Source organism: Nostoc sp. (assembly GCF_036917675.1).
GTDB lineage: Bacteria > Cyanobacteriota > Cyanobacteriia > Cyanobacteriales > Nostocaceae > Nostoc.
In genome coordinates this window covers 68,611-95,199 of the sequence record NZ_JBALCT010000052.1, presented here as the reverse complement: position 1 = coordinate 95,199, position 26,589 = coordinate 68,611, and the positions used below count along the sequence as shown (strand labels likewise).

General features: G+C 38.8%; 23 protein-coding genes and 1 CRISPR repeat array. Of the genes, 1 reads left to right on the top strand and 22 read right to left on the bottom strand.

Annotated features, from left to right (window positions below; all coding sequences use genetic code 11):
• Positions 1-153: 153 nt before the first annotated feature.
• The 9 genes from cas6 (V7K31_RS19555) to cas3 all read right to left on the bottom strand — a co-directional run bounded on the left by cas6 (V7K31_RS19555) (position 154) and on the right by cas3 (position 13,428).
• The gene (cas6, locus tag V7K31_RS19555) at positions 154-1,302 is read right to left on the bottom strand and encodes a CRISPR-associated endoribonuclease Cas6 (protein WP_335096250.1); all 1,149 of its coding nucleotides are present in this window, start codon (positions 1,300-1,302) and stop codon (positions 154-156) included.
• 113 nt (positions 1,303-1,415) lie between these two features.
• Positions 1,416-3,151: direct repeats of the CRISPR family, unit length 37 nt; unit sequence GTTTCAGTCCCCGTGAGGGGATTTTGGAAGTAGAAAC.
• Between the two features lie 221 nt (positions 3,152-3,372).
• Positions 3,373-3,666: a CRISPR-associated endonuclease Cas2 gene (gene cas2, locus V7K31_RS19550; protein ID WP_334822629.1), complete on the bottom strand. Its 294-nt coding sequence runs from the start codon at positions 3,664-3,666 to the stop codon at positions 3,373-3,375.
• A 25-nt stretch (positions 3,667-3,691) separates the two neighbouring features.
• Entirely contained in the window at positions 3,692-4,669 is a 978-nt protein-coding gene (gene cas1d / locus V7K31_RS19545) for a type I-D CRISPR-associated endonuclease Cas1d (RefSeq protein WP_335096249.1), read from the bottom strand.
• Between the two features lie 418 nt (positions 4,670-5,087).
• Positions 5,088-5,687, bottom strand: coding sequence for a CRISPR-associated protein Cas4 (gene cas4, locus V7K31_RS19540; RefSeq protein ID WP_335096248.1), 600 nt, complete (start codon positions 5,685-5,687; stop codon positions 5,088-5,090).
• Between the two features lie 14 nt (positions 5,688-5,701).
• The gene (cas6, locus tag V7K31_RS19535) at positions 5,702-6,508 is read right to left on the bottom strand and encodes a CRISPR-associated endoribonuclease Cas6 (protein ID WP_335096246.1); all 807 of its coding nucleotides are present in this window, start codon (positions 6,506-6,508) and stop codon (positions 5,702-5,704) included.
• A complete protein-coding gene (cas5d, locus tag V7K31_RS19530) occupies positions 6,477-7,202 on the bottom strand; it encodes a type I-D CRISPR-associated protein Cas5/Csc1 (RefSeq protein WP_335096244.1) in 726 nt (241 codons plus the stop codon). Before cas5d ends, cas6 (V7K31_RS19535) begins: the two co-directional genes overlap by 32 nt.
• A gap of 68 nt (positions 7,203-7,270) precedes the next feature.
• Positions 7,271-8,263 carry a type I-D CRISPR-associated protein Cas7/Csc2 gene (gene cas7d, locus V7K31_RS19525; protein WP_335096243.1) on the bottom strand — a complete coding sequence of 331 codons (993 nt, stop codon included), beginning with the start codon at positions 8,261-8,263 and terminating at the stop codon, positions 7,271-7,273.
• Complete coding sequence (gene cas10d / locus V7K31_RS19520; protein ID WP_335096241.1) at positions 8,260-11,238, bottom strand: type I-D CRISPR-associated protein Cas10d/Csc3; 2,979 nt, start codon at positions 11,236-11,238, stop codon at positions 8,260-8,262. The genes cas7d and cas10d overlap by 4 nt, the downstream gene beginning before the upstream one ends.
• Positions 11,239-11,286: 48 nt before the next feature.
• Positions 11,287-13,428, bottom strand: a complete 2,142-nt coding sequence (cas3, locus tag V7K31_RS19515; RefSeq protein ID WP_335096239.1) for a type I-D CRISPR-associated helicase Cas3' — start codon at positions 13,426-13,428, stop codon at positions 11,287-11,289.
• Positions 13,429-13,479: 51 nt separating this feature from the next.
• Here cas3 and V7K31_RS19510 point away from each other — a divergent pair, with 51 nt between their 5' ends.
• Complete coding sequence (locus V7K31_RS19510) at positions 13,480-14,427, top strand: WYL domain-containing protein (RefSeq protein ID WP_335096237.1); 948 nt, start codon at positions 13,480-13,482, stop codon at positions 14,425-14,427.
• 89 nt (positions 14,428-14,516) lie between these two features.
• On the opposite strand, the gene csx2 is transcribed toward V7K31_RS19510, so the two are convergent.
• The 13 genes from csx2 to cas10 all read right to left on the bottom strand — a co-directional run bounded on the left by csx2 (position 14,517) and on the right by cas10 (position 26,587).
• Positions 14,517-15,743 carry a TIGR02221 family CRISPR-associated protein gene (csx2, locus tag V7K31_RS19505; protein WP_335096235.1) on the bottom strand — a complete coding sequence of 409 codons (1,227 nt, stop codon included), beginning with the start codon at positions 15,741-15,743 and terminating at the stop codon, positions 14,517-14,519.
• 112 nt (positions 15,744-15,855) lie between these two features.
• On the bottom strand, positions 15,856-16,491 hold the full coding sequence (locus V7K31_RS19500) for a hypothetical protein (RefSeq protein ID WP_335096234.1): 636 nt from the start codon (positions 16,489-16,491) through the stop codon (positions 15,856-15,858).
• Entirely contained in the window at positions 16,491-17,564 is a 1,074-nt protein-coding gene (locus V7K31_RS19495) for an RAMP superfamily CRISPR-associated protein (RefSeq protein ID WP_335096233.1), read from the bottom strand. The genes V7K31_RS19500 and V7K31_RS19495 overlap by 1 nt, the downstream gene beginning before the upstream one ends.
• Entirely contained in the window at positions 17,542-18,036 is a 495-nt protein-coding gene (locus V7K31_RS19490; protein ID WP_335096231.1) for a hypothetical protein, read from the bottom strand. Before V7K31_RS19490 ends, V7K31_RS19495 begins: the two co-directional genes overlap by 23 nt.
• Positions 18,033-18,971 carry an RAMP superfamily CRISPR-associated protein gene (locus V7K31_RS19485; RefSeq protein WP_335096230.1) on the bottom strand — a complete coding sequence of 313 codons (939 nt, stop codon included), beginning with the start codon at positions 18,969-18,971 and terminating at the stop codon, positions 18,033-18,035. Before V7K31_RS19485 ends, V7K31_RS19490 begins: the two co-directional genes overlap by 4 nt.
• 26 nt (positions 18,972-18,997) lie before the next feature.
• Positions 18,998-19,618 (bottom strand): hypothetical protein, encoded by a 621-nt coding sequence (locus V7K31_RS19480; protein WP_335096229.1) that lies wholly within the window; start codon positions 19,616-19,618, stop codon positions 18,998-19,000.
• A 10-nt stretch (positions 19,619-19,628) separates the two neighbouring features.
• A complete protein-coding gene (csx7, locus tag V7K31_RS19475; RefSeq protein ID WP_335096228.1) occupies positions 19,629-20,546 on the bottom strand; it encodes a type III CRISPR-associated RAMP protein Csx7 in 918 nt (305 codons plus the stop codon).
• Positions 20,547-20,568: 22 nt separating this feature from the next.
• Complete coding sequence (locus tag V7K31_RS19470; RefSeq protein ID WP_335096227.1) at positions 20,569-21,717, bottom strand: putative CRISPR-associated protein; 1,149 nt, start codon at positions 21,715-21,717, stop codon at positions 20,569-20,571.
• Positions 21,718-21,749: 32 nt separating this feature from the next.
• Entirely contained in the window at positions 21,750-22,256 is a 507-nt protein-coding gene (locus V7K31_RS19465; protein ID WP_335096226.1) for a hypothetical protein, read from the bottom strand.
• A gap of 2 nt (positions 22,257-22,258) precedes the next feature.
• Positions 22,259-23,515: a type III-D CRISPR-associated RAMP protein Csx10 gene (gene csx10 / locus V7K31_RS19460; protein ID WP_335096224.1), complete on the bottom strand. Its 1,257-nt coding sequence runs from the start codon at positions 23,513-23,515 to the stop codon at positions 22,259-22,261.
• Positions 23,502-24,236 carry an RAMP superfamily CRISPR-associated protein gene (locus V7K31_RS19455; RefSeq protein ID WP_335096223.1) on the bottom strand — a complete coding sequence of 245 codons (735 nt, stop codon included), beginning with the start codon at positions 24,234-24,236 and terminating at the stop codon, positions 23,502-23,504. The genes csx10 and V7K31_RS19455 overlap by 14 nt, the downstream gene beginning before the upstream one ends.
• A complete protein-coding gene (locus V7K31_RS19450; RefSeq protein ID WP_335096222.1) occupies positions 24,233-24,379 on the bottom strand; it encodes a hypothetical protein in 147 nt (48 codons plus the stop codon). The genes V7K31_RS19455 and V7K31_RS19450 overlap by 4 nt, the downstream gene beginning before the upstream one ends.
• Positions 24,380-24,433: 54 nt before the next feature.
• Positions 24,434-26,587, bottom strand: coding sequence for a type III-B CRISPR-associated protein Cas10/Cmr2 (gene cas10, locus V7K31_RS19445; protein ID WP_335096219.1), 2,154 nt, complete (start codon positions 26,585-26,587; stop codon positions 24,434-24,436).
• Between the last annotated feature and the right edge of the window lie 2 nt (positions 26,588-26,589).

The following is a 26,589-nucleotide window of genomic DNA, read 5'->3' as shown; positions in this document are numbered from 1 at the left end:
AGCGATAGCGTAACGCACCAAACCCTCGATAATGGTGGGTTACGAACTCCGTTCTAACACACCCTACAATACTAATTTTGTTCAAAAATCAAATAGTAATCCTATATTAGTCATTAGTTATAACTCATAGCTGTTGAAGAAGGGTATATGGATTCACTCAATTTTTCCCTGTTTCAGGGCTTTACGGGCTAACTTGACATAAGTTTTCACTGTAGACTCTGGCATCTCTAAATCTTGAGCGATCGCCTTTAAGGATTCGCCTATCTCCCGTCGTGCTAAAATTGTTGCCCAGACTACCGCAATTTTATCAGTGCGATCGCCTCCTTTTCGTTTTCGTTGTGCAGTAAATAACTCTGTGAGTTCTTCAATACGTTCTGCCAACATATTCGTTAGCAACTCAACGGTTGTAGTTGATTTTTGTTCCACCCAATCTAAACGTGTTTGTCCCAGTCCGAAGGTAGTTTTATGTCCTGTCCCACAGTATGGAGCCAACTGCACCAAGCCATAAAATAACTCGGTAAACTCAGCATTTGCTAAAGCTGCTTTGCTTAGACCAAAAGACATAGCTCCGGTAAAACCTGTGACTGAGCCTCGCTTCCCGGCTGCCACTTTCATCGATTCCAAATGGTGCTGATGAATAATTACGCTTTCGTCTATCCAATCAAGGAATGTTTCTTGTTCTACTGGCAATCTGGAAAAGTCATTCCATCGCCGTAGGTAACTATGGAAAAGATTTTCTGGTACTGGCAAGGGAAAATGATGACCTTTGCGCCGAAAACTTGTGGGTGAAATAAAACTCAGATTTACTAACGATTGTTGGACTGATGATTGCAACAACTGAGCATAAGTAGTTGGAGCATGAGCGATATTCACCTGTTTTATCTGTAGGGATGCGCCACTCAATTCGATAGTTTTCGGTAAGTTAGTCAACCAAAGTTTTAGAAACTGCACCACCCGTTCAGACAGAGCATTCAGATGCCAGTGGTAAATTTGCTTGGCTTCTAATCGCAGTTGCTTGCCACTAGCAAGCAGTTCACCTTCTAATGCTGAAATATTGAAGGGTTTTTCTGATTCTCCATCATGTAAATATGCAGAAAGCTCTGGATCAATTTGTCGCACTTGGTCAAGAAACCAGGCATGAAGTCCAATTGTATATTGTGAGTAAAGAGAATTTGATGTGTTTGGCTCAAGTTCAAACACCAAGCCTACCAATTCAATGTTATCTGCCCATGTAACTGCTGAGGTGGTAGCCACTGATATAGCTTTCGGTTGGCGTCTGGTGCTTGTAACTGCTCTTGGCATCGCTTGATTATACTCAAACAGTGTTCAATATTTTAGGCCATTTCATCCCCTTGTGGGGAAAAGTTGATTGCAGGCTGGAGGTTCAAGAGGAACGGCGAATATCCATCTTTATTGTTTCAGTCCCCGTGAGGGGATTTTGGAAGTAGAAACATTAAACATCGGATTTATTGAGGGAGAAGTTGCTGTTTCAGTCCCCGTGAGGGGATTTTGGAAGTAGAAACCTAGGGAATAAAATTACTATTCCACCATTATGTAAACTTGTTTCAGTCCCCGTGAGGGGATTTTGGAAGTAGAAACAGTTTCTCCGTTTTGGCGATCGCGTTCCGTTTTCTTGTTTCAGTCCCCGTGAGGGGATTTTGGAAGTAGAAACTTCAAAAACCAATGTCTATCTTAATGGTAGTTTGATGTTTCAGTCCCCGTGAGGGGATTTTGGAAGTAGAAACCTCAAAGATTTCCGAACGTGAAATATGCGATCGGACATGTTTCAGTCCCCGTGAGGGGATTTTGGAAGTAGAAACTTTGAGCTTCCTATTTGACCTAAAGGAGTGTTAAGTTTCAGTCCCCGTGAGGGGATTTTGGAAGTAGAAACAGATTTGCAAGTGAGGAAGTTTCCAGATATTCACAAGTTTCAGTCCCCGTGAGGGGATTTTGGAAGTAGAAACATTACGGAAAGGGGCGATCGCACTAATAATTGTTTGTTGTTTCAGTCCCCGTGAGGGGATTTTGGAAGTAGAAACACAATAGCTGACATTAAGCCGGAAATCAAAAGTGAAGTTTCAGTCCCCGTGAGGGGATTTTGGAAGTAGAAACTTCTCCATTGATGTTGTCCACGAGTGGGAATACATGTTTCAGTCCCCGTGAGGGGATTTTGGAAGTAGAAACCGCTAGTGTTTTTATGCTTGCTGCTATCTTGGCTTAGTTTCAGTCCCCGTGAGGGGATTTTGGAAGTAGAAACTTACCCCTAGTTAAGCTATGGATTCTGAATTTATTTGTTTCAGTCCCCGTGAGGGGATTTTGGAAGTAGAAACTATATAGTCTGAGTAGCTTTAAGCCACAATCAAGGGTTTCAGTCCCCGTGAGGGGATTTTGGAAGTAGAAACCTTTGCGGTTTTATAGTTAAACTTGTATCCATCTTTCTCGTTTCAGTCCCCGTGAGGGGATTTTGGAAGTAGAAACACAATTCAGCATAGTTAGTATTTGATAATATAGTTAGTGTTTCAGTCCCCGTGAGGGGATTTTGGAAGTAGAAACCCGTGACCACCACAGCCCAAGTGGGAATTATGGAATGTTTCAGTCCCCGTGAGGGGATTTTGGAAGTAGAAACTTTTAAAAACTCGCAACAGTGCAAGTGCAACGGAAAATGTTTCAGTCCCCGTGAGGGGATTTTGGAAGTAGAAACCCAGGACAATCATGACTAAAATTACTTTAGCAGATGTTGAGGGTTTCAGTCCCCGTGAGGGGATTTTGGAAGTAGAAACCGCATTTCGCTCTCAACGCCGCACTTTCTCTGATTGTTTCAGTCCCCGTGAGGGGATTTTGGAAGTAGAAACCCATTGCTATTTACCACTTAACAATCCAATCCGGTAAGTTTCAGTCCCCGTGAGGGGATTTTGGAAGTAGAAACCAGGCTAAAGGAGTCGCTTTAAAGCTAAGTAGTGATTGGTTTCAGTCCCCGTGAGGGGATTTTGGAAGTAGAAACCAACCTTCAGGACGGGTACGATTTAAAAACCTTGCTTGTTTCAGTCCCCGTGAGGGGATTTTGGAAGTAGAAACTCCCTGATTACACAAAAGGTAGAATCGGCGGCATTATGCGTTTCAGTCCCCGTGAGGGGATTTTGGAAGTAGAAACCGCTCGGTGCTGAAACCTAACGAGAGCAAGCTTTCTGGACACGGTTTTGGCAGATCGAAAATTTTGGTCATTTTCAGCCTATCTTATTGCAAGTAATTTGCAATATCTGAAACTACTGAAACGCTGTAATCATTTACTTGTCAAGGTTCTGGCGATTTTGGCAGATCCCCCAGGGTTTTAGCCCCCGCTTCGACTTGCCAAACATCAAGCTGATACACCAATCATAATACTATTGTTTGCTCTTGTCGAGGAATTTCAGAACCATAAGTAATTGTTCGCTTGATTGCGCCAGCATCAAGTATATACAATCGTACCGAATCTTCTTCAGGTTTAACCAGTTTTTCAATCTTGGTTTGCAGTGTAGCAAATTGTATCGCTGTTAAAAAACACTCAAAAACGCTGTATTGTGTCCATTTCCCGTAACCAGACAACATCTTATGTAAACGAGTGCGACGTTTATTTGCGCCTTTATTATCAGGCAGATCGTAAATAATTAAATAAAACAGGGTAGTCATTGTCAGATTTTTTGAGAAATGATAATCAACGTAAAGCTAAAGCTTTATATGGAATCCCTTCTTGTAAATGGCGACTCAATAGCCGCGCTTGTAGTTCAATCGCTCGCCGATAAGTGCATTTGTACTCAAAAACCGGATGTTTAAATTCATCATTCATTTTGCGCTCGAATGCTTCTAAGAAAGTTTTTCTAGCAGTATCCTTGAGCCGATATGCACCTAAACTTTCGTTAAAATCGTCAGGTTGAATTTCATGTTTATGTAATACGGCTAATACTACATTGTCAGAAATCAAAGCACGAAACTCTTCCATTAAGTCCAGAACCATCGCAGGTTGTCCATGATGGACTTCATGCAAATATCCAATATAAGGATCTAGTCCAGCAACATGAACCGCAGCCGTTACTTGAACTCGCAACAAACCATAAGCAAAACTGAGGAGTGAATTCACGGGATCAGTAGGTGGGCGCCGATTTCGACCAGCAAATGTCCACTCTTTTCCAACCATCCGTGGCCAGCAGGCAAAATATTCTCGTGCAGCTAAACCTTCAACCCCTCTGACCTGCTCTAGAGTTTTTTGGCTTTTGACGAGACTTTTACGCTCTTTGAGAGGATTATCTCGCTCATTATGACGATACAAAACCTGATATTGATTGTGAATTTTCGCTATCACAATTGTTTTGACTAATTCTAAACGTCCGACGGGATCGTTATAAAGTTTATATTGTGCTAATCGCAATTGACCGTTGCGTGAATAACCCGGAAGCGCGGAACCTAAATATTTACCAAAGCTAGAAAGATAGTGAATAGGCATACCCAATTCCAAAGCATAAACTAGAGCATCCCCTGTAACTTGAGGGTTGCCCATCAAGACAACTTGTTCAACTGTTTGGGCTGCAACAGTCTGTTTTTTCCAAGAACCATCTGATTGTTTGAGAGCAACGTTAAAAGCTTCGTAATTCTTGCTTAAAACGGCATCAGCTTGAGTAACGTAAAGAACTGTCATTTTAGATTTGTGGTAATTATTGGTGGATAAAACTTATTAAACGCGATGTGAGACTTATAGTATTTCCCAATAACAGTGAAGTACATCTCAAAACCTCACCCCCAACCCCTCTCCTTAGTAAGGAGAGGGGAGATAAAGCCACATGAGGTACATCATAGCCCCCTCCTCGCTTGCGGGGAGGGGGTTGGGGGTGGGGTTCTTGTACCTCAAGCGAGAAACGCTATATAGTATTTCCCAATAACGTGAAGTACATCTCAAAACCTCACCCCCAACCCCTCTCCTTACTAAGGAGAGGGGAGATAAAGCTTATTCTTTATCGGGGTGAAGTTAAGCTGTACCTCAGTTGCTTAGGAAACGCTATATTCTTAAAACCTCTCTCAATATCGGAGAGAGGCTTTGATTCTTGCTCTCGATGAATTTAATCATCAGTTTCAGCAGTGGTTGACCTTCGTAACTGTTGAACTTCAAAAGGTAGACAAATCCCTTTTAAACTGCATGGAAGACATTTTTTAGTGTTGTCAATTGGTGCAGGCATAGTTCTTTGCTCTGCAAGTTGAGCAAGAGCGATCGCTTGCTCAGTCATTTGCCGTAGTTGAGGTGTAAGCTCTACCTTCTGTCTTCTGCGGTTAGCGTGATAAAAAATTTCTCCGTAGGCGATGCTGCGATCGGTACGTTCTTCTAAACATAAAGCAGCTGCACAAAGTTGGAAATGGTCGTTTAGATGGTGTGCCATCTTTCCCTTTTTATATTCCACTGGAACAAGCTGGCGATCGCATTCTTCAACAGCATCAATGATACCTGCAATTTTTAGGCGATCGCTCCACACCCATTGTTGCTGATGAATCAGCGTTTCCCCTTCCTGAATAGTTCCTTCTTCATTAATATTCCGGTGTATGTGGCGACCCAAGATAATATGTTCATTATCTTCCATTTCACCTAACACATATTCTAGATAAAATCTGCGTGGGCAATATTCCCAGGCATTTAAGTATGCCAATGGTAAGTAATCTTCATTCATTAAATTTCTCTTAATTACGAATTAACTAAACAGGTTTGACCCATTCCCATTGCTGTCTTGCGTCCAACTCCTGCAAAGTGGGCAAAATTAGCTAAAGTGGTAGCAATTTTCGCCTGTCCAGCTTCTTCAAAACGATATCTTACCCAGCCTTTAGCACCAATTTCTGAACTACTTTCTAACTTCAAACTATAAGTTTTCAGTTCATAAGCACAAACTAACCCTTTCCACTCCACAAATGGAAACTTCAGTTCTTCTGGTGCAAATATATTCCAGCGCCGTAAGAGACTACCAAAAACTAATTCTGGTAAAGGAAAAGGCTGAATTTCTCGCTTCTGTTTAAAACTTGTAGGCGACAAGAAATTGAGGGTGATGTCATCAGAGATTTTATCTGTATTTGCCAGAATCGCGTAATCTGAGAAATCTGCTAAAGGATGAGTTCCTGGCAAAGTATAGATACTGCGAATAACAAAGGGGCATTCTCCTAGAGACAGAGGTTTGTTACCCCATTGTTCTATACCATTCAAAAGTGGATCGATTAAATCACCATCAAGTAGAGAGATGCGAAAAGTAAAATCATCTCCCGGTTGTGTTCCTCGTTGGCGATAGTATCCCATCAATTCTGAGAGGCTGAAAGGAGTATCTTGACTGCGGTAAATAGCATCTGCTATTTGGGTATCTCCCAAACTCAACCAGTCCATCACTTGAGCATGGAGTCCCCAACTTATAGCAGGAATAATTTGCTGACTTGCAGCACCCAGTTGAATCACCAAAGCATATAAATTAGCAGATTTAGGAGGCGATGACAACACTGCTGGCTCCATAGAAAACTCCAACAGGTAAACAGGTTTTATCAGGTAGTTGCCAATAGTTACCAGACAGTTGCGCCTGACTAACTAAACTCACAGGCGGCATCACAATTCGGTTGTATAGTAACAGTCTGGATGATGTTGGCAAATCCAACGGATTTAAAGGATGCTTGGTGATGTACTGTCCAGTTCGCTCCTTCAAATCTGCAATTTCTGTTGCTTCAACTCGCACCTTAGCAGCCCATTTTCCCAACCTAATCCAACGGGGAATTTTGATAGATTCACGGCTGACAATATAGGTTTTATACTGACTGCCTACTGCTAATTCTTTAGCACGTCCATAATTAATTGGGTAATTGCGTTTTGCTCCGTCACCGCCAAATTGCACAGATTTACCATAATAAGCAACTTGTGCTGCTTTGAAGGTATTCACCTGATAAGACCAAATTAGAGGTAATGCCGGAAATACATAGATTCCGGCTTTGTTAAGATGCAAAAGATTTTGCTCTTGAGTGGCATCTAAGTAAGTGGGTTTTTGGGCATTTATTCCCTTAAGTCGATAGGCTTTAGGAATGTACTCAGTTTCAAATAAGGCAAAGCTCAATGCCCAATTGTGCAGATATTTTTCTGTTTCGTAGAGAATACCCATTTCACGAGTGGCAAAAAATACGTTGTCGTGGAGAGTTAACTTGCATTGGTAAAGAATCATAAGCTGGTGATGAGGGATTAGGAAAGTAGTGTAGGTGTTACCCACACTACAAAGTTGCTCTTGTTAACCTATTTGCTTTTACCTTTTTTACCAGCGCTCGCACCATAGGTTTCAGCGTAGATTTTAGTTTGCTGATACAGAGTTGTCAGTGTATCCCGCAAGCGAGTTTCATCTTGATAAATTGCTGTCACTTCACTCAATAAATCAGTTAATTGTGAACCACTAATTAGCTGAGTTTTACGAATTGGTTCTTGATTGAGTAAATTACTTGCCACTTCAGTTGCTTTGATGATAATATCTGCTATGGGTGCATTTAAATCTGATTTTAAAGCATCATAAAGTGACTGGGTAAAATGCAAATTACTGAAGATTTCACCATCACAACACACAATACCAATGATGTGATTTGCCATTGTTCCGGTGCGTGATTCCTGTGCGCCATAGCGACGAGTTCGCATCAAGTTACCCAACACATAAAGGAAACCTTCAAAGGTTGGGTCACGCAGAGTTTCAACTGTGGGAAAGGTGACTTCTGGCAATACATGATCTAGTTCATTGATGGCACTCCGCATTTCTCCTTTCTCGCTCATAGTCCCACCTTCAAAGGGAGCATTAAAGGTGAAACTACGGTGAGATTGTTCGTAGGGACTTAGAGAAAAAGCTGAATCTGAGTAAACTTTAGATCGTTCTGAGCCACTATCACCGATCGCAAAACCATAGATAATACAATCGGGACACTTTTTACAGGAGTTTTCGCCATTATATTCACAGAACTTTTCCTTATCGGCGATATTCGCACTAGTTAATTCTAAAGAACGTAATAACTCACGGCCTGAAAGACGTTCTGGTGTCACCTGCTTGCGCTTGAAGATTACCAAGCGACTTATCGGATCTGGGTTCTGTAAACCAGCTTGAGTCCGGGCTGTATTCAGGACTCCATCAGTTTGAAATACGGGAAAAGATTGGCTATGACGCACCATTAAAAAGTGGACATATTTACCAGATGCTAAACGGGGGAAGACTGTTTGAAATTCTGATTTTAAAGTGTTGATAACGCTCATGCTACTTCTCCTGGTAATTGAGTTTTTTCAGATTGTTTTTCTTGTAAAGCTAGCCAACGATAGGCAAATTCTGCACCAGATTTGATCCGGTTGCGGTTTTCTTGGAGTAAGGCGCGATCGCCTTTATAAAGTCCCAGGAATAACTCATCAACACAAGTAGTTATAAAGGCATGAATTGCCATTAATTCTTGTGCTTGTCGAGTCGGAAAATCTACTGATTTATCTAGTAAATATGGACGTGTACGATAATCTTGTCGTTCTAAAGCATCTTTGAGTTGTCCCGCCGCTTGTAAGATCAAGTCTTCCCGACCTATTTGCTCTGGAACTGTGAGAATCATCTCTAAAGCTTTAGAGATAGGTAATAAAACTGCATGACTAGATTCATGAACTTTCACTTGATAAAACTGGCGATATTCTGTTACCAGTCGCTCAATTAACTTCAATTTTTCTTGCATATTTACGTTTCCTTTTACCCAGATTTGGGCATAATTCCAAATTCGTTTGACATCTTCCTTACTTGGTTCACGTTTGCTTTCACGAAATCCCTCATTTGCGATCGCAAACACATTTAATACATCCGTTGCCAAATCCCTCACCGTACCATTCAGGGCTTGCCAACGATCCTTTCGTCGTGAACTGCGGCATTCTAGATGTAAGCTGTAAGTCACAAGTAGCTTCTCTAATGCAGGTGCTAAATCCTGCAATCTTAGGCAAGGGTTTACACCCAAAAGATTCCAAAACCCCGCCGGTCCATCGAGAATCACTGAGTCCGGGAATTCTTGATCGCTGGCATAAAGCGGATCGGGGCTGCTAGTAGCCACAACTTTTACACCGAGAAGTATGGGTAAAGCTAATGCCAAAAAAGCGGGTGCTACCCAAGCATCTGTAGTGGTTTTACCTCTAGTAGTTGTATAAGTTATTGCCAAAAACGGCAAGTCTTTAGTAGAGTAACTGTCTCCATATCGCCCCGTTTCTGCTTCATTTTCATCTCGCCAAGGCAAGTTTTGCAGTCCGTTGTAATTCATCCCAGCATCTCGCCACTGCTTGCAAACTTCCCGGAAGTCGAGTTTGTCTATTTTGATTTCTTTCACCAGTCGCCTCACTGCAACAGCAACTTGAGGTGAGTAGACATAAGCAGGAAAGATATAGAGAAAAACAGGCTGTAGTTCTTCTAGCTTTCCTGAAGGTACAGCCCAAAAAGCCTGACGCAACAACATTTCTAAAGACCAAATTTTTGAGATGCCGCGTTTAATTCGTCCTCCTCCCAAGGCATTTTTGTTACTGTATTGTTGACCCTTAAATAGCACCACAGTTTCTAGTTGATCCTCTGCATCTGACTCTCCTGAACTTAAAGAACAAATAGGCTGATTATTAACTTTTGCCCTCGAATATGCAGCTAATTGATTCTCAAACTGAGTGGGTTGATGGCAAAACCCTGAAACTTCCAAATACTCGGTTAAATAGGTAACTAAAGCCTCATGGATGGGGCTAGTTATTCCCTTGAGTAAATTATTTTGTTCCGCCCAAGTTGCCAAGCGATCCCCTAAAACTTTCAAAAAATTACTAGCCTGTTCTTGGTCTAGAGTGGCATGAGTTGCAATGTAATGAGCCGCAGTATGATACCAACCATAATTCACACCTCCAGATTGCACTTGTGTTTGTTCTGGAGATATTTGATTTTGCAATTCCAAAGCTGTCAGTATCCAATTTGTATATTCCTGACAACCTTTAAAAAACTTTCTCTGTGCTAGAACAATAAACTCTGCCAGCCGATCAGCCCGGATATCTGCACCCTGGAATAAAAATTTTTTCTCCGCATCAGTTAGGGTTAAATTCTTTGATTCCAACCGCTTGAGTGTAACTGGATCTTTAGCATTAGCGACTTTAATTTGCACCACGTCAGGAAGTAGCCGAATCAAATCAGCAGGGGTAAAAAGTTCTAAAGTTTGGGGAGCAACTTTGAGTCCATGACTACCACGGACAAAGCCGACATCGCCACTTTTAAAATAGTCCGCTAATCCCTTTTGATTATTTTCAGCATCTCCTTGGATGAGATTTTCCCATACAGCCGTTTGAATGTCTGCCAAGTCCGGCGTATCATGATTTTTAGGAGCCAAATATACAGCACCCTGAGCAAAATAGAGAATTGGCTCCCAATCAAGCTGACGAGCAAAACTCACGACTGCATTGTGGATTTGGTTGGTAATTAAACCTCGACAATCTCTTAGGCGATGGTAAACTAATTTTTTAGGAATAGTCAGCCAATCGAGATGATCTTGTAAGCGATCGCCTTTAGTAGTTATAGCAACATCTGCCGGATCGCCCATGTGAACCGCCACATCCCCAAACGCCAGTAAATGCCGTAAGACATCATTTAAGCGGCGATCGTCTAGAGTGAATTCTCGCTCGTCATTTTCCCAGTTAGAAATAATCGGATTGCTATCAATGCTAAATTGAGTATTCTGGGCTAAAAAAGCAATTTCTAATAGATATTCCTGCCATTGATGCCAAAATTCTTGAAAATTTAGCTTCTCACCTAACTCTCGACATAAGTTAAGAATTGCCTCTATCTCATGGGCTTTTGGCGGCGGTTGATCCTCTCCCTGACCACGCACATATTTGTTGTAGTCGTGTAAAGTTAAACCTAAACAAAGCAGTCGTTTTTCAACTTCTTGTAGTTGCAGATGTTTCGGTAAATGTGTACTCAAATTCCAGGCTGTTAATAGTCCATTGAGGACATGAACTAATAAGCTTTGGTCGGCTTTGGCAGCCCAGCGTTCGGCATTTTCTCTGGCATAGCGCTCGCCTTGTTTGACTAGAGTTTGATAATGAACTACTTCCGAACCGCCTAAAGCTGGTATTAATCCAAATTCCCGTTCCATTGCAGGTAGCACTGTGTTAATAAACGAATGCAAAATTGGATCTGTATCAGATGGGAGAGTTTCAACTAATAGTGTTTGTAGTAGTGTTGCCATAGTATTTGAAATGCAGAGTGTACTCAAAGTCAAGATAATTACGAATTATTAAAAGATGTAAGGTTTGGTGCGATCGCACCGGGGAATTCGCCATTTCAGGGCTTCCAAAAGTAAAGCATCTTGGTTAAAAGCGCAAGCATGGTATTGTTCATCTGCATCTTGGAGGCGATATAGCCCAAAGGTGGGGGCCAGATGGAGGGCGCGGCTAATATCCCAATGGCTGTTGGGTTGACTACGATTTACCTGCACTAAGAAAGTGAGTAGTTTTTGTTTACCCAGACAGCGACTTACTTCAGCTTGTGGGTGTCCAATAATGCTAAGTTTATCGATGAGACAGAGGGTACATTGTTTGAGTTCATCAGTACCGCGATCGCATACTAAGCTAATAGGAAATCGTTCATCTGACCATTGCCGAATTCTCAGGTAAACTTGAATATATTTCTCTGGAAATTCTGTAGCTGAATGATTCGCTTGTTTTGCAGCTTGTAAAAATCCTTCCCGGTCAATAACTTCGACTTCGGCATAAGGTAACAATCTCAGCAAATCGTAAGTATAAAAACGCCCTTCATCCCAGATAGCTGCTTGCAAATCCGAACCACCCCGAAACCGTAAAAGCTCCTCTTGGATTGCTTCACCGGTCTTAGTTTTATCTTGTCCGAGAGCAAACCAATGTCCGCGTTTTTTATCCAGTTGCTCACCGTAGACACGGCGTAAATCCTCAGCCATACTATCTTGCAACTGCTGCATGACTGCATTTTTCTTGGGACTCATGCTAAATAACATTCCTTGAGCTTGGAGAGCGCCCCAATAGCTGCGGTATTGCTCAAATTTTTTAGGAGGATCAAACGCTTCTGCAATTATTTCTGTTAAATCTAACTCTTCCTTTTGAGATTTAATGCGGCTGATAGTTTGTCCATCTTCTAGCTTTTCTTTCAGCCTCGCCATAATCCAAGGAGTCCGACTTGGTAGCAAGACAAATGCTTTGTAATTCAAAAAGCCAGGATGACGACCCAAGCGACCTAGACGTTGCATGAAGGTAGCAGAATCGCTAGTTTCAAAAATCAGCAGATGAATTTTGAAATCTACACCGACATCAACAGCACTTGTACCAATTATCAAAACAGGTTGAAGAGAATTCTCCAAATTTTGCTGTGCTAATGCTCTTCCTTGAGGGTCAATCCGACCGCTAATTTCTCGAACAATCACGTCAGGAAGTAATGCTTGCAGTTGACGCACAGCTCGACTAACAAGGGCTACAGAGTTGAGAATAATTAATCCTCGTCCTTTTGGTTGCAAAATAGCGCGAATGGTTTCTACTTGCTGGATTAACCAAGTTAGGGAATCAGTATCTTGGTCTAACTGAACAAACTCCAAGTTTACAGGTTGGGATATTTGCCGAAATCCTGGGGTAGACTGACTAACGTAATTTCCTCCGACCTCTGCAACTTTAAATCCAGAAGTTTTCAGCATCTTGATAAATTCTCGTTTAGAAGTAGCAGAAGTAAATAGAAACCGCATCGGACGTTTTCGGGGGCGATTATGGCGAATTAATAGCATAGCGTTGAGAATTGCGGCTTCTTGATGCACCCCAAAAATGTGAAACTCATCAGCAACGTATAAATCGGGGTTTCTAGCGAGGGTGAGCGGTAATTCCACGCCCCGATTGTAGGCGGGGTTGTAGTAGCGAAAGTGAGCCACTAAATGAAAGATATCTGGGTTTGTTAGAATAACGTGTTTTTGCTTAAATGATAATAGCAGTTCTTTAAATTTGTTACCTTTATTTGATGCCTCAACTCGACGGGCTAATTCGGCTCCATAAAAAGTGTCTACCGATGTAATCCCCTCTGGCTGAAACTTTTCATAGTAGCCAATAACTTGCTTTTCTTGGTCAGTCACCAGTTCAATCGTTGGATATAGCCCAATAATGCGAAACCCAGGATTGAGCAACGCCACCAAATAAGCTGCCAAGGATTTTCCATCACCAGTAGCAGAGGTATTAAATATAACTTCTGCCGTTCCATTGATAATCTCTGCATAAGTCTGCGCTTGGTGAGAAGAGAGGGGACAGTGAGAATCGGTTGCAAAGTTGGGAGCTTGCTGTTTTACCTTGCAAATTTGCGTACATCCGAGAGGACAAGCACCGATTCCAGGATTGAGTTGGGAATAGAGCGGCAGTATAGAAAGTTTCACAGTACCCTAGTGATGTAACTTTGCATCAATGTAACACTCGATAAAATAGAGATGTCATCAAAAAATGATGTTAACTCTAACCAATTTCGGTTTGCCCTAGAAATTTTGAAGCTAATAGCTGAAAAACCTCGAAAAAAAGCTGAGTTAGAAAACTTGTTGTGCGATCGCGGTTTTTACTGTGGCGATTTATCTCAGAAAATTACTCGCGTCATTGGTAAACTTAGAGACTGCGGTTTCGAGATTGAAGGTGTTCCAAATCGCCCTTATAAACTAGTGGAGTCCGTATTTCCCGTAATCCTTTCCGTAGAACAGCGACAAGCCTTAGCAATGGCAGCTGACTTACTTGCAGACTTGGGATTTTCTGCCCCAGCCAGCCAAATCTACCGAATTGGCAATTTCAGTAAAAAACCTCAATCTCACAGTCTGACGGTAGACTTTCATCCCCCTGCTGATTACAGTGAAGACGCGCTATCTGACATTGTTCGCCAGTTGCAACAACGCTTTCAAGAGAAACGCCGCTTTGTCATTTGGTATCACAACAACAAAGGGAAGGAGACAATCTGGGATTTAGACAAATCAGAACTGAGATTGCACAATTGCACACTTTATTTATTCGCTTTGGCTCCAGACTTTCGTAGCTATCATATTGAAACTAGGCCAAATATTGAGCAGAACTGTACATTTAGAGTTGATCGGATCACCAGAATTGGTGCAGCTTCCCAAACCCCTTGGACTTATAGCAAATTCCCAACCCTAGATATTATCTATCGACTGACGGGCGCTTTAGCAGCTTACCAACCGCGTAGACCTCATGAAACAATCATTTCGCCAGAAGGAACTATAGACTACGTTGATATTTTGACCCAAGATGACTGTATATTTTGGTTCCACCAAAGAATGCTGCAATATGGTTCCAGTGCTAGAGTTTTAGAGCCGCCTTGGGTTGCGAAACAAGTTAGAGATGTTCTTAAAAAAGCTCACGACAATTACTGTGGGTAATAGAGGTAGAGGGTGGGAGCGTGCAGCAGAATGTCTTGACCCTGGAAGATAGACGTATTTAACATAATAAGTAATGAAGAGTCATAGTTTCATTCTTCTTCATCTTTTAAATTCCAAGCGTTTGCAATATTCCCAAGCTCTTCAACTATTTGCTTAGTTTGCTCAATAATATATTCTGCACTTTGAGGATTTTTTCTAAATCCTGCATGAAGTACATCATTACGCAAATTTGCCAGTTTATAACTATTTGACCATAGGTTGGATAACTGAGTTCTTTTTTCTTGAGAGATGCTTGCTTTATACTGTTCAAGATATGATGAAGTATACCTATTACCTTGTGCATCTTTCTGCCCTATTCCTCCATTTAATAGGAGTTCCATTTCATTTCGATTAGGTCTTTCTATCTGGGGATCTATATTAAAGTAATAACATAATAGAGAAGGTAGCCATTCTCTTGCCATAGATAAAGCCTGAACTATTTGACCTTTTTGTGCATACCATTTCACGATTTCTAGTTGTCTTAATAAAGAGGCTTGAGGTTTTATAATATAATCAGTTGGATTTATTAGTCCAAATTTACCATAATCTTTTTCTAAACGAGTTAACAAAGTAATAAATGGTAATTCAGATTGTGATACCGTTGGTACCGCTTGAGCTATAAGTTTAGGCAAGAGAGCAGATTTTTCTAAAACATCCATTGGACGCAAAAGTTGTAAACCTTGGGAAATGCTGTCTATTCCTGAAGCTAATTCTTGTGATGCGATATTACCATTAAGTAATAAATTAGCTAAATATTGACCATTTCCTGTTTTTATAAACTGGTCTGTTGCAGTTAACCAATCAATCATAGACACGAATTCTGATAAATCAATTACTGGTGCGGGTAAATCAGTTTTGAAGTTACCTAGTTCTAATGCACCATAGTAAATAGCACCGATGGTAACATTTTTAGCAGCTTTTAAGTAAGCAGCAAATAAGAATACAAGAAAAGGTAAAGAGCGGAGTCCATGAGTTATATCAAAGATAACGTGATCATTTTCATTAACTTGTTCAGTGATAATCTTAAATGTTTCCCACATTTCTTCGGTAGTTGCACCTGTGGGAATATCAATTGCTTTAATGCGTGTATCTTCTAATTTTTCTAATACAGTAAAACTCCTTTTCTTTGCCTCATTTGTTACACATACCAACATAGAGTCGTATTCACAAAATTGGCGTAGTGCTTCTGCAAATACTTCTCCCTTATAAGTTTTACCTTTAAAACTATATGTAGTTTCGCGTGGATACAGTCCCAAAAACGTAATAATTTGTCTCATAGTTATTTTCCGTTATTTATTATTGTCTGTCCCATACCTAAACGCGTCTTCATCCCCGTACCAGCAAACTTTGCATGACAAAGTTAGTAATACAAAATCCATCATTCATTAATTAATTAATAAATTTCACACTTTTAATAGTCCCATCCTCCTTAAGGGCGGTAATTTTAACCTTTACTATCTGTCCCTCCTCTAGAGAAGCTGCTTTTTTCGGTTCTCTCTCAGTCAGCTTAATCCTTCCCAGCATCTCATAAGTTACTTTATTACCCTTAATGCTAAGTACAGTAGCATCTAAAACTTGGTCAATTTCAAACTTTTGTGACTGAAAAACTTCCGCAATTTCTGCTTGACGTTCAGATATTTGTTCAACCTGTGGACTTTGAGAAATGGATATTTCTTCAATCGGACTAACTTTGTAATACCGCATTAAACGCATCGCCCAGCCTAAAATTTTTAACATGGTCTGAGCGTTTGCTTCTTGGCTTTGCAGATATTGATTACAGGCGCGTTCGATATTGCGGTAATAGCCTATAGTTCGGCCACTGTGTCCAATTTGCCAACCGTTAGTAACTAAGGTTTTAAGATAGCTAAAAAATCGCCGTCCTGCATCTGGTTGATCTACAATACTACGCAGATATGCAATAACTTTTCCTACTTCATTAACATCTGTGTCTTCTTTAACCAAGGTTATCGCTAAATTGTGAGCAAGTTGAGATTCCGCTTCTGTTAAAGATTCTGTAGTCAACATTAATACATTCCTTCTGGTGGTTCGCGGTCGGTTGGGTAGCGTAGAACTTCAGCGAGTTGTTGGAGTTGGGGAAGTTGAATGAGTCGGGAATGTGCTGTTTTAATTTGGGTAGCAATAAATTCTTGTAGTACCTCTCCTGTGAGAAGATGATTGTTATCGGGGGTGTAAGTGGAGTAGTGCGATCGCAAATCATCAAAGTTTTGCAATATCCTAGCTTGGTTGACTTCTACAGTCATTGTTCCCATCCCGATAGGTTTACCACCACCAACTTTTAAAGCTATGGGGTAGTTAGAATCTTGTCCCAGCACAACAAATAGTGTCCCCAATTCTTCAGATTTGATGTTTTTAAATTGCAATTGAGTAGTAAAAGTGTATTCTCTTGCTGCTTGTTGAATTGCAATTCCTTGATTTTGTCCTTTTTCAATAGCGCGAATTGTATGATAATAAAACTTACGTCCAGCAACTTTTCCCCTTGCGTCAAAATATGCGCTTCCGGGTTCAGGGCGCGGACGATATAACGAAGGCATAAACCCCGTATTAAAACCTATATTTTCGCACTTAACATCATTAAACTCAATTAATCCTTGCCAATCTAAAGCACCGAATACTTGACTAGCGGGACATAATTGTTCTTTATTTCGACATGGTAATCTCTCGTTAGGTATCTTATCCCGAAATCTTGATGTGACTACTGCAAGGGTGCTATTCGTAATCGCTTCATAAACTGAACGAATACAACCTTTAAGGGAACTCCCTTGAATTAGAAGGTGTTTATCAATCCCCTGTACCATTGTTTTAATTAAAGGTACACGAGTTCCAATATCGTTACCAGGAATAACTATACCAGTAGAAACATGAAGTGAAGTTTTAACTTTCAGGGTTAAAAATAAAGTTCCATGTAGACAATTTTGATCAAATCTATGATGTCCGGCAGGATGTTCTAAGCGGGGTCGTTCTGGTGGAAAAGAAACAAACTTGTATGGTTTTTGTATATTACTTACCGCAGAATCATCACGAGATGGAGGCTGAGAAGGTACTGGTTTTCGTGGTTTAGGTTTTGGGATGTTGGTCATTTTCGTTAACCGTTAAGGCGATAAAATGAATAGTTGCAGTATCAGAGTCTTTGAAATATCTTTGCTTGATTGCTTCAGGCTTGATAGATTGATTATTTTCATATTGAAAAATGAAACCTTTAGGAAATCTTGTTTCTTCTGGGTTATGCCAATAGGCATTTCTATCAAAAATTTCCCAATTACCAGTTAATGTTTTAAATTCTTCTAAATTAAATTCCTGTTGACTGAGGATTAAAACTTCATAACCAGATTTATATTTTTTCCATCGAATTTCACAGATAGAATTAAATACTTGCCCTTCAATTTCTTCTCTTTCATCAGGCAATTTCCTACAAATTCCACTCACCGCATGAGAGTAACGTAAAAAATAATAACTTTGAGAGTTAGAGAGTTGATTAATTAAAGTAGCGAGTTCATCGGGTGCTACCAATTGCTTATGATATACATAGCCCAGAATAAATTCTTTTTTCATGGAACTAAAACCTTACTCCATGCACGAACTGAACGCATAAATAAATCTTTTACACCAGATTCTGTGTCACCTTCCCATTTAAGTTGAACACCAAAATCTAATTCCATAGACTCTGCACGAACTGGAGAATCTTGATAGTCAGGTTTAGGAAAACCATATTTTCCTGCTTCTTCAGGTAGTAAGAATTCTCCCACTCCAAGTAAAAAAGTCCAGTTCCATAGTCCTGAATGTCCTAGTTGATTAATTTTTCTTGTCTCAAGGTCAAGCTGACACCCTGGATACTGGACAATTGCACTATTGTATTGAACGCGAACCGTACCTAAACCGCGTGATTTGGCAAAACCTAACCCAAACCAACCATCATTTAAATCACGCAGTACCAAACCAATTAAACCAAGTTGCGCTAAGGTGAAATTCTTCAAATGGATTTTCGTATGAAATTGTCCAGCAGTGCAAACTTGATAATTGAAAGGGCCAACTGCAACAGAACCAAATACGCGGTCAATAGCGACACCGTTACGTTCTTCTAATTTAAGTTGCGTTAAGTCAACTGGATGTGCATCTTCAATGCGAATGCGGCTTGCTATTGAAGTATTACCAAACATTTGGTCAGTAAATGAAGATTGTTGATAGATGTCGTGACTTGCTAAATTTTTAGGTAAGTAATCACCTTTGGTCGGGTCACTTGCCCAAAGCTTCCTTGTGTTATTATCACCACCAACAGTGCGGACAATTCTTTCAGCATGGGCGCGAATTGCACCTTTTAAGCTGCTTCCAGGTAAATAAATTGACCACCCACCCCCATGAAAAGTTCTGACAAATTCCATATCAGGATTTGTAGGGTCTGCACCTTCACGTCCCGATTTAATCAGAATCGGGCCATCTGGGATGATGTTTAAATCAATAGTGCAATGGTTTACAAGTCGTTTGTGCATAGATGTATTTATTTCAAGAAATCTGTTTAGGCGGCGACTAAATTATTTAGCTGTAATTCAGATTGTTGAAAGGCAAAATTTACAGCAGCGAATAATTTATCTAATTCTTGAATGGTGTAATAAGTGCTGTTTCTGGTAAATATTTCACGTTCTAGTTTTCCAAATTGCCAACGTTCCCCATTAGAAACAATTCCGAAAATAATTATTTGATGTTCTCCATTTAATCTTTGAGCAGCAATCATTTCTGCTAAACATTGCGCCCAACCTGTTTCAAAGTTATCTTGTTTTGCTTCAACTAAAATAAAGTATGGTTTATCAAATACAACTTTACCTAATGGAGAGCGTTTCGCCAGAATATATTCAGGAAAACCGGATAATTTTTCATCATAATTTAGTGATTCATGACTCCATAAAATAAAATGTTGGCGGTAGGTTTTCCAAACTTCTTTAAGAACGGGATAAATCAGATTTTCACAGATAGCAAATTCTGAGTTATCAACTACAGCATCCCGCATCATCAGTTCTAAATCTTCGCGGAAGTAGTCAGGAATATTAAAGGGAATTTCGCTGATAAAAATTGCTTCTGTGTAGGTGACTTGAAATGCTTTGAGAACTTCACTGATGGTTTTGTAGTTACTGAAAGCCATTTTAACCTCTTCAAGATTGTGTGTGGGTTGTAGTGGTTGAATTTTTGGGTAGATTTTCTGTTAGATATGTGATGAGAGATTGAGTCCATTTTTGTTTGGATTCTTTACCATCTTGATGGCTGGGTAATTTATCACCTAAGTTGCTATTAACTAATTCTTGCAAGTATGTTAATAATTTTTCTGGTTTGTTGTTAACATCAAGCCAGTACATTTTCTCAATTTCTAGTTTAACAACTCCTAAACCGCGCGATCGCCCTCCACCCAGAGGAATTTGTTCTGTCTCAAACTGGTGTAACCCAATCATTAATAGTCCTAATTCGCATTCTTTCGCATTTTCCACCACTGCGCAAAACTCAAACTGTGTCCCCGCAGGTACTACTTGAAAATCATACAGTTTACCATCTGCTGCGGTTTCGGTGTCTCTATCAATGGCTACACCGTCTCTTTCTTGGTATTGTCCAAACCAAGTATCAGAGACTACGGTTAAATCTCTTACTTGGAATTTGCTAGCAATCCAGGGTGAACCAAAAAGGCGAGATGCTAAATCAGTTTCATTGATAATTTTATTTGTGAGTAACTGATCTCTTTTTGCACTGCGTTCTTCTTGTGGATATTCCTCAAGTTCTTTTTCTACCTCTTTTTTAATACCATTTTTTCCATTAAGACGTTCGTTTGTAATTGACCATTCTGCTTCTATAGCGGGATTAGCTGCTAGGCTGAAATCAATACCTCTGAGGAAACTTTCAAGGCGCGATCGCATTGCACCTTTAAAGCTAGAACCTGGTATTAATGGTTGTCCTAATGCATCTTTAATCACAGGTAAATCTGTTCCAATGGGTTCTGTGGAACGTCCGGCGCTAATTCTTAATGCGGTGATGGTGGTAAGTGTACCTGTGATTTCTAGGCGGTTTTTGAATGTGTCGAACATAGTGTTTAATTATTCTATTAGTTTATTTTGTCTCTTTTCCTTCAACATAATCATGTGTTCCATAATGTCGCAACTTTAGTCTTCCATTCACAACTTTGCAACTGACACGAAATTGTATTCCAACATAAAAATGATCAACACCTTCCTTATCTTTTGCACCTTGGTAAGGAGAATAACTAACAGTCTTTCCTAGAATTCTTGTATCTCCATTTGATTCTTCAAATTGATAAGATACTTTAGCCAAAGTTTCTTGTAGTTTTACCTTATCTTGTGTATCGGTAATTTTTTTATAATCTCTCCGAAACATATCTTCATATTCTATTTTTGGGAACTTTAGTAATTCTGGGGATGCTAAAAATTTATCTTTACACTCATTCCAAATTAGTTGTCCCCAGTTAGAAATAGTCATTCTCCCATCAATTTCTGCAACTAACGCTTCTTCAATTTTTTCAGCTTGTGAAGCAGATAAACTTGCGCCAGCATTAAGTAATGCCAAAGTCACCTCATGTTTTTTTATTCGTTCATAATCTATAGTAATTGGTAAGCGAGGAATAGTAATTAGCTGAGACGATGAACCTTCAAATACATATATAATTTTGTCAGCATAAAACATACCGATAGTATTCATACATCCTTGAATCGCTTTAAAACCACCTACTAAATTAAAGTAGATGTCATAACCATCTTTTTTAGCCTCTTTATATCTTTTTGAAAGCCAATCTATTAAATCATCAATCCCTTGTGTGAATTTTGAAGTATTTTCTACGGAAAGCTGATAAGGAGTATAAACTTCAATACAATTGACTTTTTTATGTAAAAAATCTTTAATTATTTTCGCAGTTATTTGACCTTGTGCTGTATCGGTAGTTATTAACCAATGATAATCTAGTTTTCCATTATCAACTTTGTCGTTATACAAGCTATATATACCATTTAGTTCTGCACTGGCTTCTTTAATTTCTAAAGTATTACCACTATCCAGCTTTTGTTCAGCCCTGTTTTTTAACTCTAAAAGAATATCTGGAACTTCAGGATAAGATTTATTAATTTGCTCTTCTGTTAAATGAGCAGTTTTATCAAGCAGTTCTTTCCAATTTCTTGGATCTGCTTTTTGACGTAGTTGATTAGTAAGTAAACTTGTTCCAACAGTTGATACAACAAAACGATGCATATTTGAAATCTCCTATTAATAATTATAGTTATTTAAGTTTTTAAATTCAATTCTCCAATCGAGGCTGTATGTTCTCTTGCTAAATAGCCTAGATATAGTTGCACAAGTTTCATGTGAATCTGTTTTGTCAATTGATGTCGGTTATTACTCTCCTCTATATACGACTCTAAATCATGACCTTTAGCAATACCTTTCTGTACATTTTTGACTATTGATTCCGCATCTTGCTTAAGATCATCCAGTTCTTTAACTAAAGCTACTGCAAATATTTCTTTATCTTTAGAAGTTGTCCAAATAGGACTTGAACCACGTCTACCAATTTGATAACGAATATAATTTTTGATAACTTCTATAGAAGAACTAGAATCAACAGAAACCCCAAGTACATTTCTAAATGGAGATTTTTCATCTTTTCCTGCTATTGCAAATCTTTTGGATATTTCTACCATCTTTCGGATAATCTCATCTATCTGGTTGGTGATACCTTTTTCAACTCTTAAAGCAAGTTGTTCTTTTAAAACATTATTTAGTTCAATCATTTTTAAAGAGCTTCCTCCTGAAATACATTATGAAACTCATTACAAATTTGCACTTGTCCGAAACCTTCAGAAGTGCGATCGCCTATTCCATAAACTTCCAAATCTTCCCAAGCTTTCAACCACAAATCCTTGTTTTCTGTACTGAATAAATACACACTTCCTCTATTTGTCACTAACTCTACATCTTTCATCAATCCCCAAGCAGCATTCCAACCAGAACGGTAATCATAGCTACTGTAAGCAGTATAAAGTTGCAAAGATGAATCATTCACCCCTGTAACCTGATGTAGCATTGTTTCAGAAATTACTGTTGTGCGTCGCCAATTTTCAGTTAAAATTGCATCTGCTTGTAAATCAATGGTGAAATAAATACGACTTGAGGGTAATTCGGAAGCATTGCCAAATATATTACCCCATTCATTCCAGCGTATACGTAATTTTTGATTAAACTGGTTAATTTGATTATCTACATTTGACTTAATATCACTTTGCTTTTTAGCTGTAATCTTGACTTTTCCTAAACCTCGTGAACTTGAACCTCCTAAACGAAAATTATGTTGATGATTGTCAATAAATGTGTGTAAAGAATCTACTAAATCATCAGGTACTAAAATTGCACTTGTATATATTGCTGGTTGCTTTTTCCGCTCTTTTGATTCATTTAAAACTTCAATGCTGTAAAGTACCCTTTCTTCAGAAGTAGCACGACGGCGATTTATACCAACTCTAGTTAATAAACGAGTTTTTGCAGATGGACTATAATATTCATCATTATGTTCAGCATAAAAACTACTAAAATTATCAACTCTTTCACCATACATGGTTTTTTCTATTGGACAATTTGGATGATAAATTTGACTATGATTTTCAGCGCAAAATCGGTCAATTAGAGTATCAAAAACACCATTATTACCTGTTTCTTCAGCTTCTTGAGATTTAAACCCTGATTTTCTTTTAGAACTGAGTACGGTAGTCGGTAAAACTCTAACATCATTTTTAATGATATCAATATCATCTATTTTTAAATTACCAGGATAAGCATTTTGAAAAAGAGCTGGATTTTCACTCAAAAATAATTTATGAAAATCATCACCTTCTTCAATTTGTTGATTTGCTTCCTTTAATATCTGACCAGCAACAGCACCACGAATTACTGAACCAGGAATAAAAGTTTCAGCTTCACTTATATTTCCTCCTGGTTTTTGTCGTCCTATTGCTAAAGGGGATAAAGCTTTAATTTCTAAATTAATCTTTTTCATTATTTCCCACTCCTTTAGCTAAAAAACCCCATGCTGCTTGTTCTACAGATAACGCGGGGAATTCCCAATTTAACCACCCCAAGCCAGCAGATTTACTCCCACCTAAAGCGTTAATGTGTCGCAGTCCCGCTAAAATTAACGCGCCTACGTAATCTGGGTTGTTAAATGGTGAGTTAGATAAACAAATATTCCCTTGAAACCTCAATTTTATATTCGCTGGGGATGTTTCTAGAAAATAAAGTTTACTTTCTTCCCCAGTGCGACGACGACGGTTTATTGTTACTCCAGGACGGATGATTTCTGGTAAATTTTCTGGTTCTTCTTCACAAATTAAATCATCAAATATGACGCGAGAACGTAAAACTGGATTCCCAAATATTTGACAAATTAAACAATGATGGTTTTTATCCTCTTTTGATATTTTATATTCTTCCCTGTCAAAATTCCCATCCAAACCTGCCCTTTGTGGACACATACTTTGTGGGTTGGGAGAATAGCAAATGTCCCATTGTAAACCTCTAGCTATTTTTTCGCACTCATGGCGTAAACGCCCTTTTAATTGTGAAGCAGGAATGAGTAAGTTTCCTTCAGCGTTGCGAACTATGGGTTTATCTGCGAGTGAACCGGAAGAACCTCCAGCACCTATACATAAAGCTGTGTCAATGATAGCGGTAATAGAATAAGTTTGAATTGAGTTCGGTAATTCTTGTAATTTAATCATGACTCAACCTCTACAGGTAAATTTTCTGATTCTTCATCTTCTGGTTCTTCCACAAATTCATAGATATCAACCATATCTCGCCAAATTGTTTCAAAAAGAGGATAGCCTGATTTATCATCTTCTAAAGAACCATCATCATACATCCAAGGTGCTAAATTACCGCCATTATTTTCATTTTTAGGTGGACACCAAGCTTTTTAAAAATCATTTTCTAATTCAGATTTACCCTGCTTGAGTCTAACTCGGAAATATCGATAATTGAGAATAGCTGTGTGTTTACCTCGTTCTAATAAGCTCCTAATTTGGTAAAGTTGTGATTTAGGAAATTTGGCTTTTTTTAAGGCTGCAATTGATGTTAATAATCCCCTTAATTCATGTAGAGTATAAGGTGCAGCATAGAGTTTTAAGTTTTGCGGACTTTTCTTAGTTAATGCTTCTTGACGAAATTCTTTAACACTTGATGCAATCATTGTCACGGATTTTAGTGTTAAAAAATCTACTGTTCCCCCATGATATCCCACCTTTTTTAATTTTTTAGCCCGTTCTTTAGCAGACTTGAGTAATTGATTTATTAACTCTTTAGCATAATAGATTGGTGTGTTAATAGCTGTAATTAAAACACCTATTGATGTACTAAGTTCACATTCAGAAGGTTTAGCATTTAATGGTTGGTAACGATGAATTTTATTTGGTTCAAATGGTTTATCAAATTTGAGTTTATAATTACCTAAAATGCATTTTTTTTCTTTTTCTTGAGGTTTAACTTCTACTAAATTAACTTCTTTGAGTAAAATTCCTTCAAATCTATCTGCTATCATTTGAGATATTTCTAAGGCTTTATTAGCAGGTACAACAATTAAAATATCATCACCACCAATGGTAATTATTTCAAAAGGATGAATCAAATCACCATTTCTCAAGTCTGATTCTTCTTCATTTAAACCTTTCAGCGTGTGAGGATGTAAATTTTCTGCTAATGCTTGATAAACTGCATATTGTGTTGCTAGTTCCACATCTTGACTAAATTTTTGATATTGCTGTGGAGTTTTGATTTGTTTTTGGATATATCCACCCATATTATTACCATCAGCATAAATATAGGCGATAAATCCATTACTAGCATTAGATACCTGGGTGAGAGTTTGGGCTATTTGTACAGTTTTGGGATTTATACCTCCATAGTATTTACTTTTCAAACTTTGATTTTTTTCTAAAAATACTTTATTAAATCTGTCTACCCAGCTTTCAACTATACCTCTACGCCATTCCAATTTACAATCAAGATACCATTGTGGTTCTTTTGGATCACCATCTTTAGCTCTATCACCAAACAGATATTTTCTAACTGATGGTTCAGAAAAAGAAGTTTCTCTAGCTAGTTTGTCTACTCGCAGAATAGCAGAATGGTTTTCGCCTCCATCTCTGACTAAATAAGGATGAGTTTCAAACATAGGTGGATAACGACGGGTGGTTTTACGTCCAGGAATATGATTACCGCTACGTCGTTGATTAAATAAAACAGCTAATTTGGTAGTAATTTCATTAAAACTTTTACGGGTTTTAAATACTTCTAGCCGTTCGTTTTCATCTTTGGGATATCCAAAATAAGCCTGAATTATTGGTTTTTGGTAGTTCTTGTGATACCACTCTAACCAAGGTGTATCTTCTATATTTTCCTTGAGTAAACCAAACCGGATTTCTAATAATCTAAATGTGTCCCCAACTGCACAAGAATTAGCTGTTAAGGTTTCGTAAGTATAACGCTTTTCAATGGCATCAGCTAAATGATGAACATAAGCGGTAGGACAAAAAGCAAGAATATTTCCACCTGTGGAATAAATAATTAGTTGGGGAATGAGAACTTCGGATAAATTGAAGTCTTGATGAAAGTTATCATTTAGCCATGTTCTGATATCTGTACATTGAGCTTGATAAAGATTGGGTTTATATTCTGGTTGATAATCATCATTGAAAAATGCTTTTAAATCAATCTGGTTGATTCTATCTAGTAAGCCAGATGCACCGCGTATTTCTTGAATCTTTGCCGAGTCAAATACATAGTTTTTAACTTTGGTAGCACCACCATAAACTAAACCAATTTTAGTAGTTTGATTCCATAAATTAGAGTATTGGTGTTTTAGCTCATCCAGAGTTGGCGGAAAATAATCATCTTTAATACTTTGCAATTCTTCTACCTGCTGAACAATTGCTTTAACCGCTTCTGGAACTTCCTTGGTATTATTCTTATTCAAAGCCTCCCGCATTTCTTGTAAAACAGTAATATCAAACTGCGGTTGACGTTCATTACCCCAAGCCAGACACCAAGCGATCGCTATACTAATAGAACTCATCT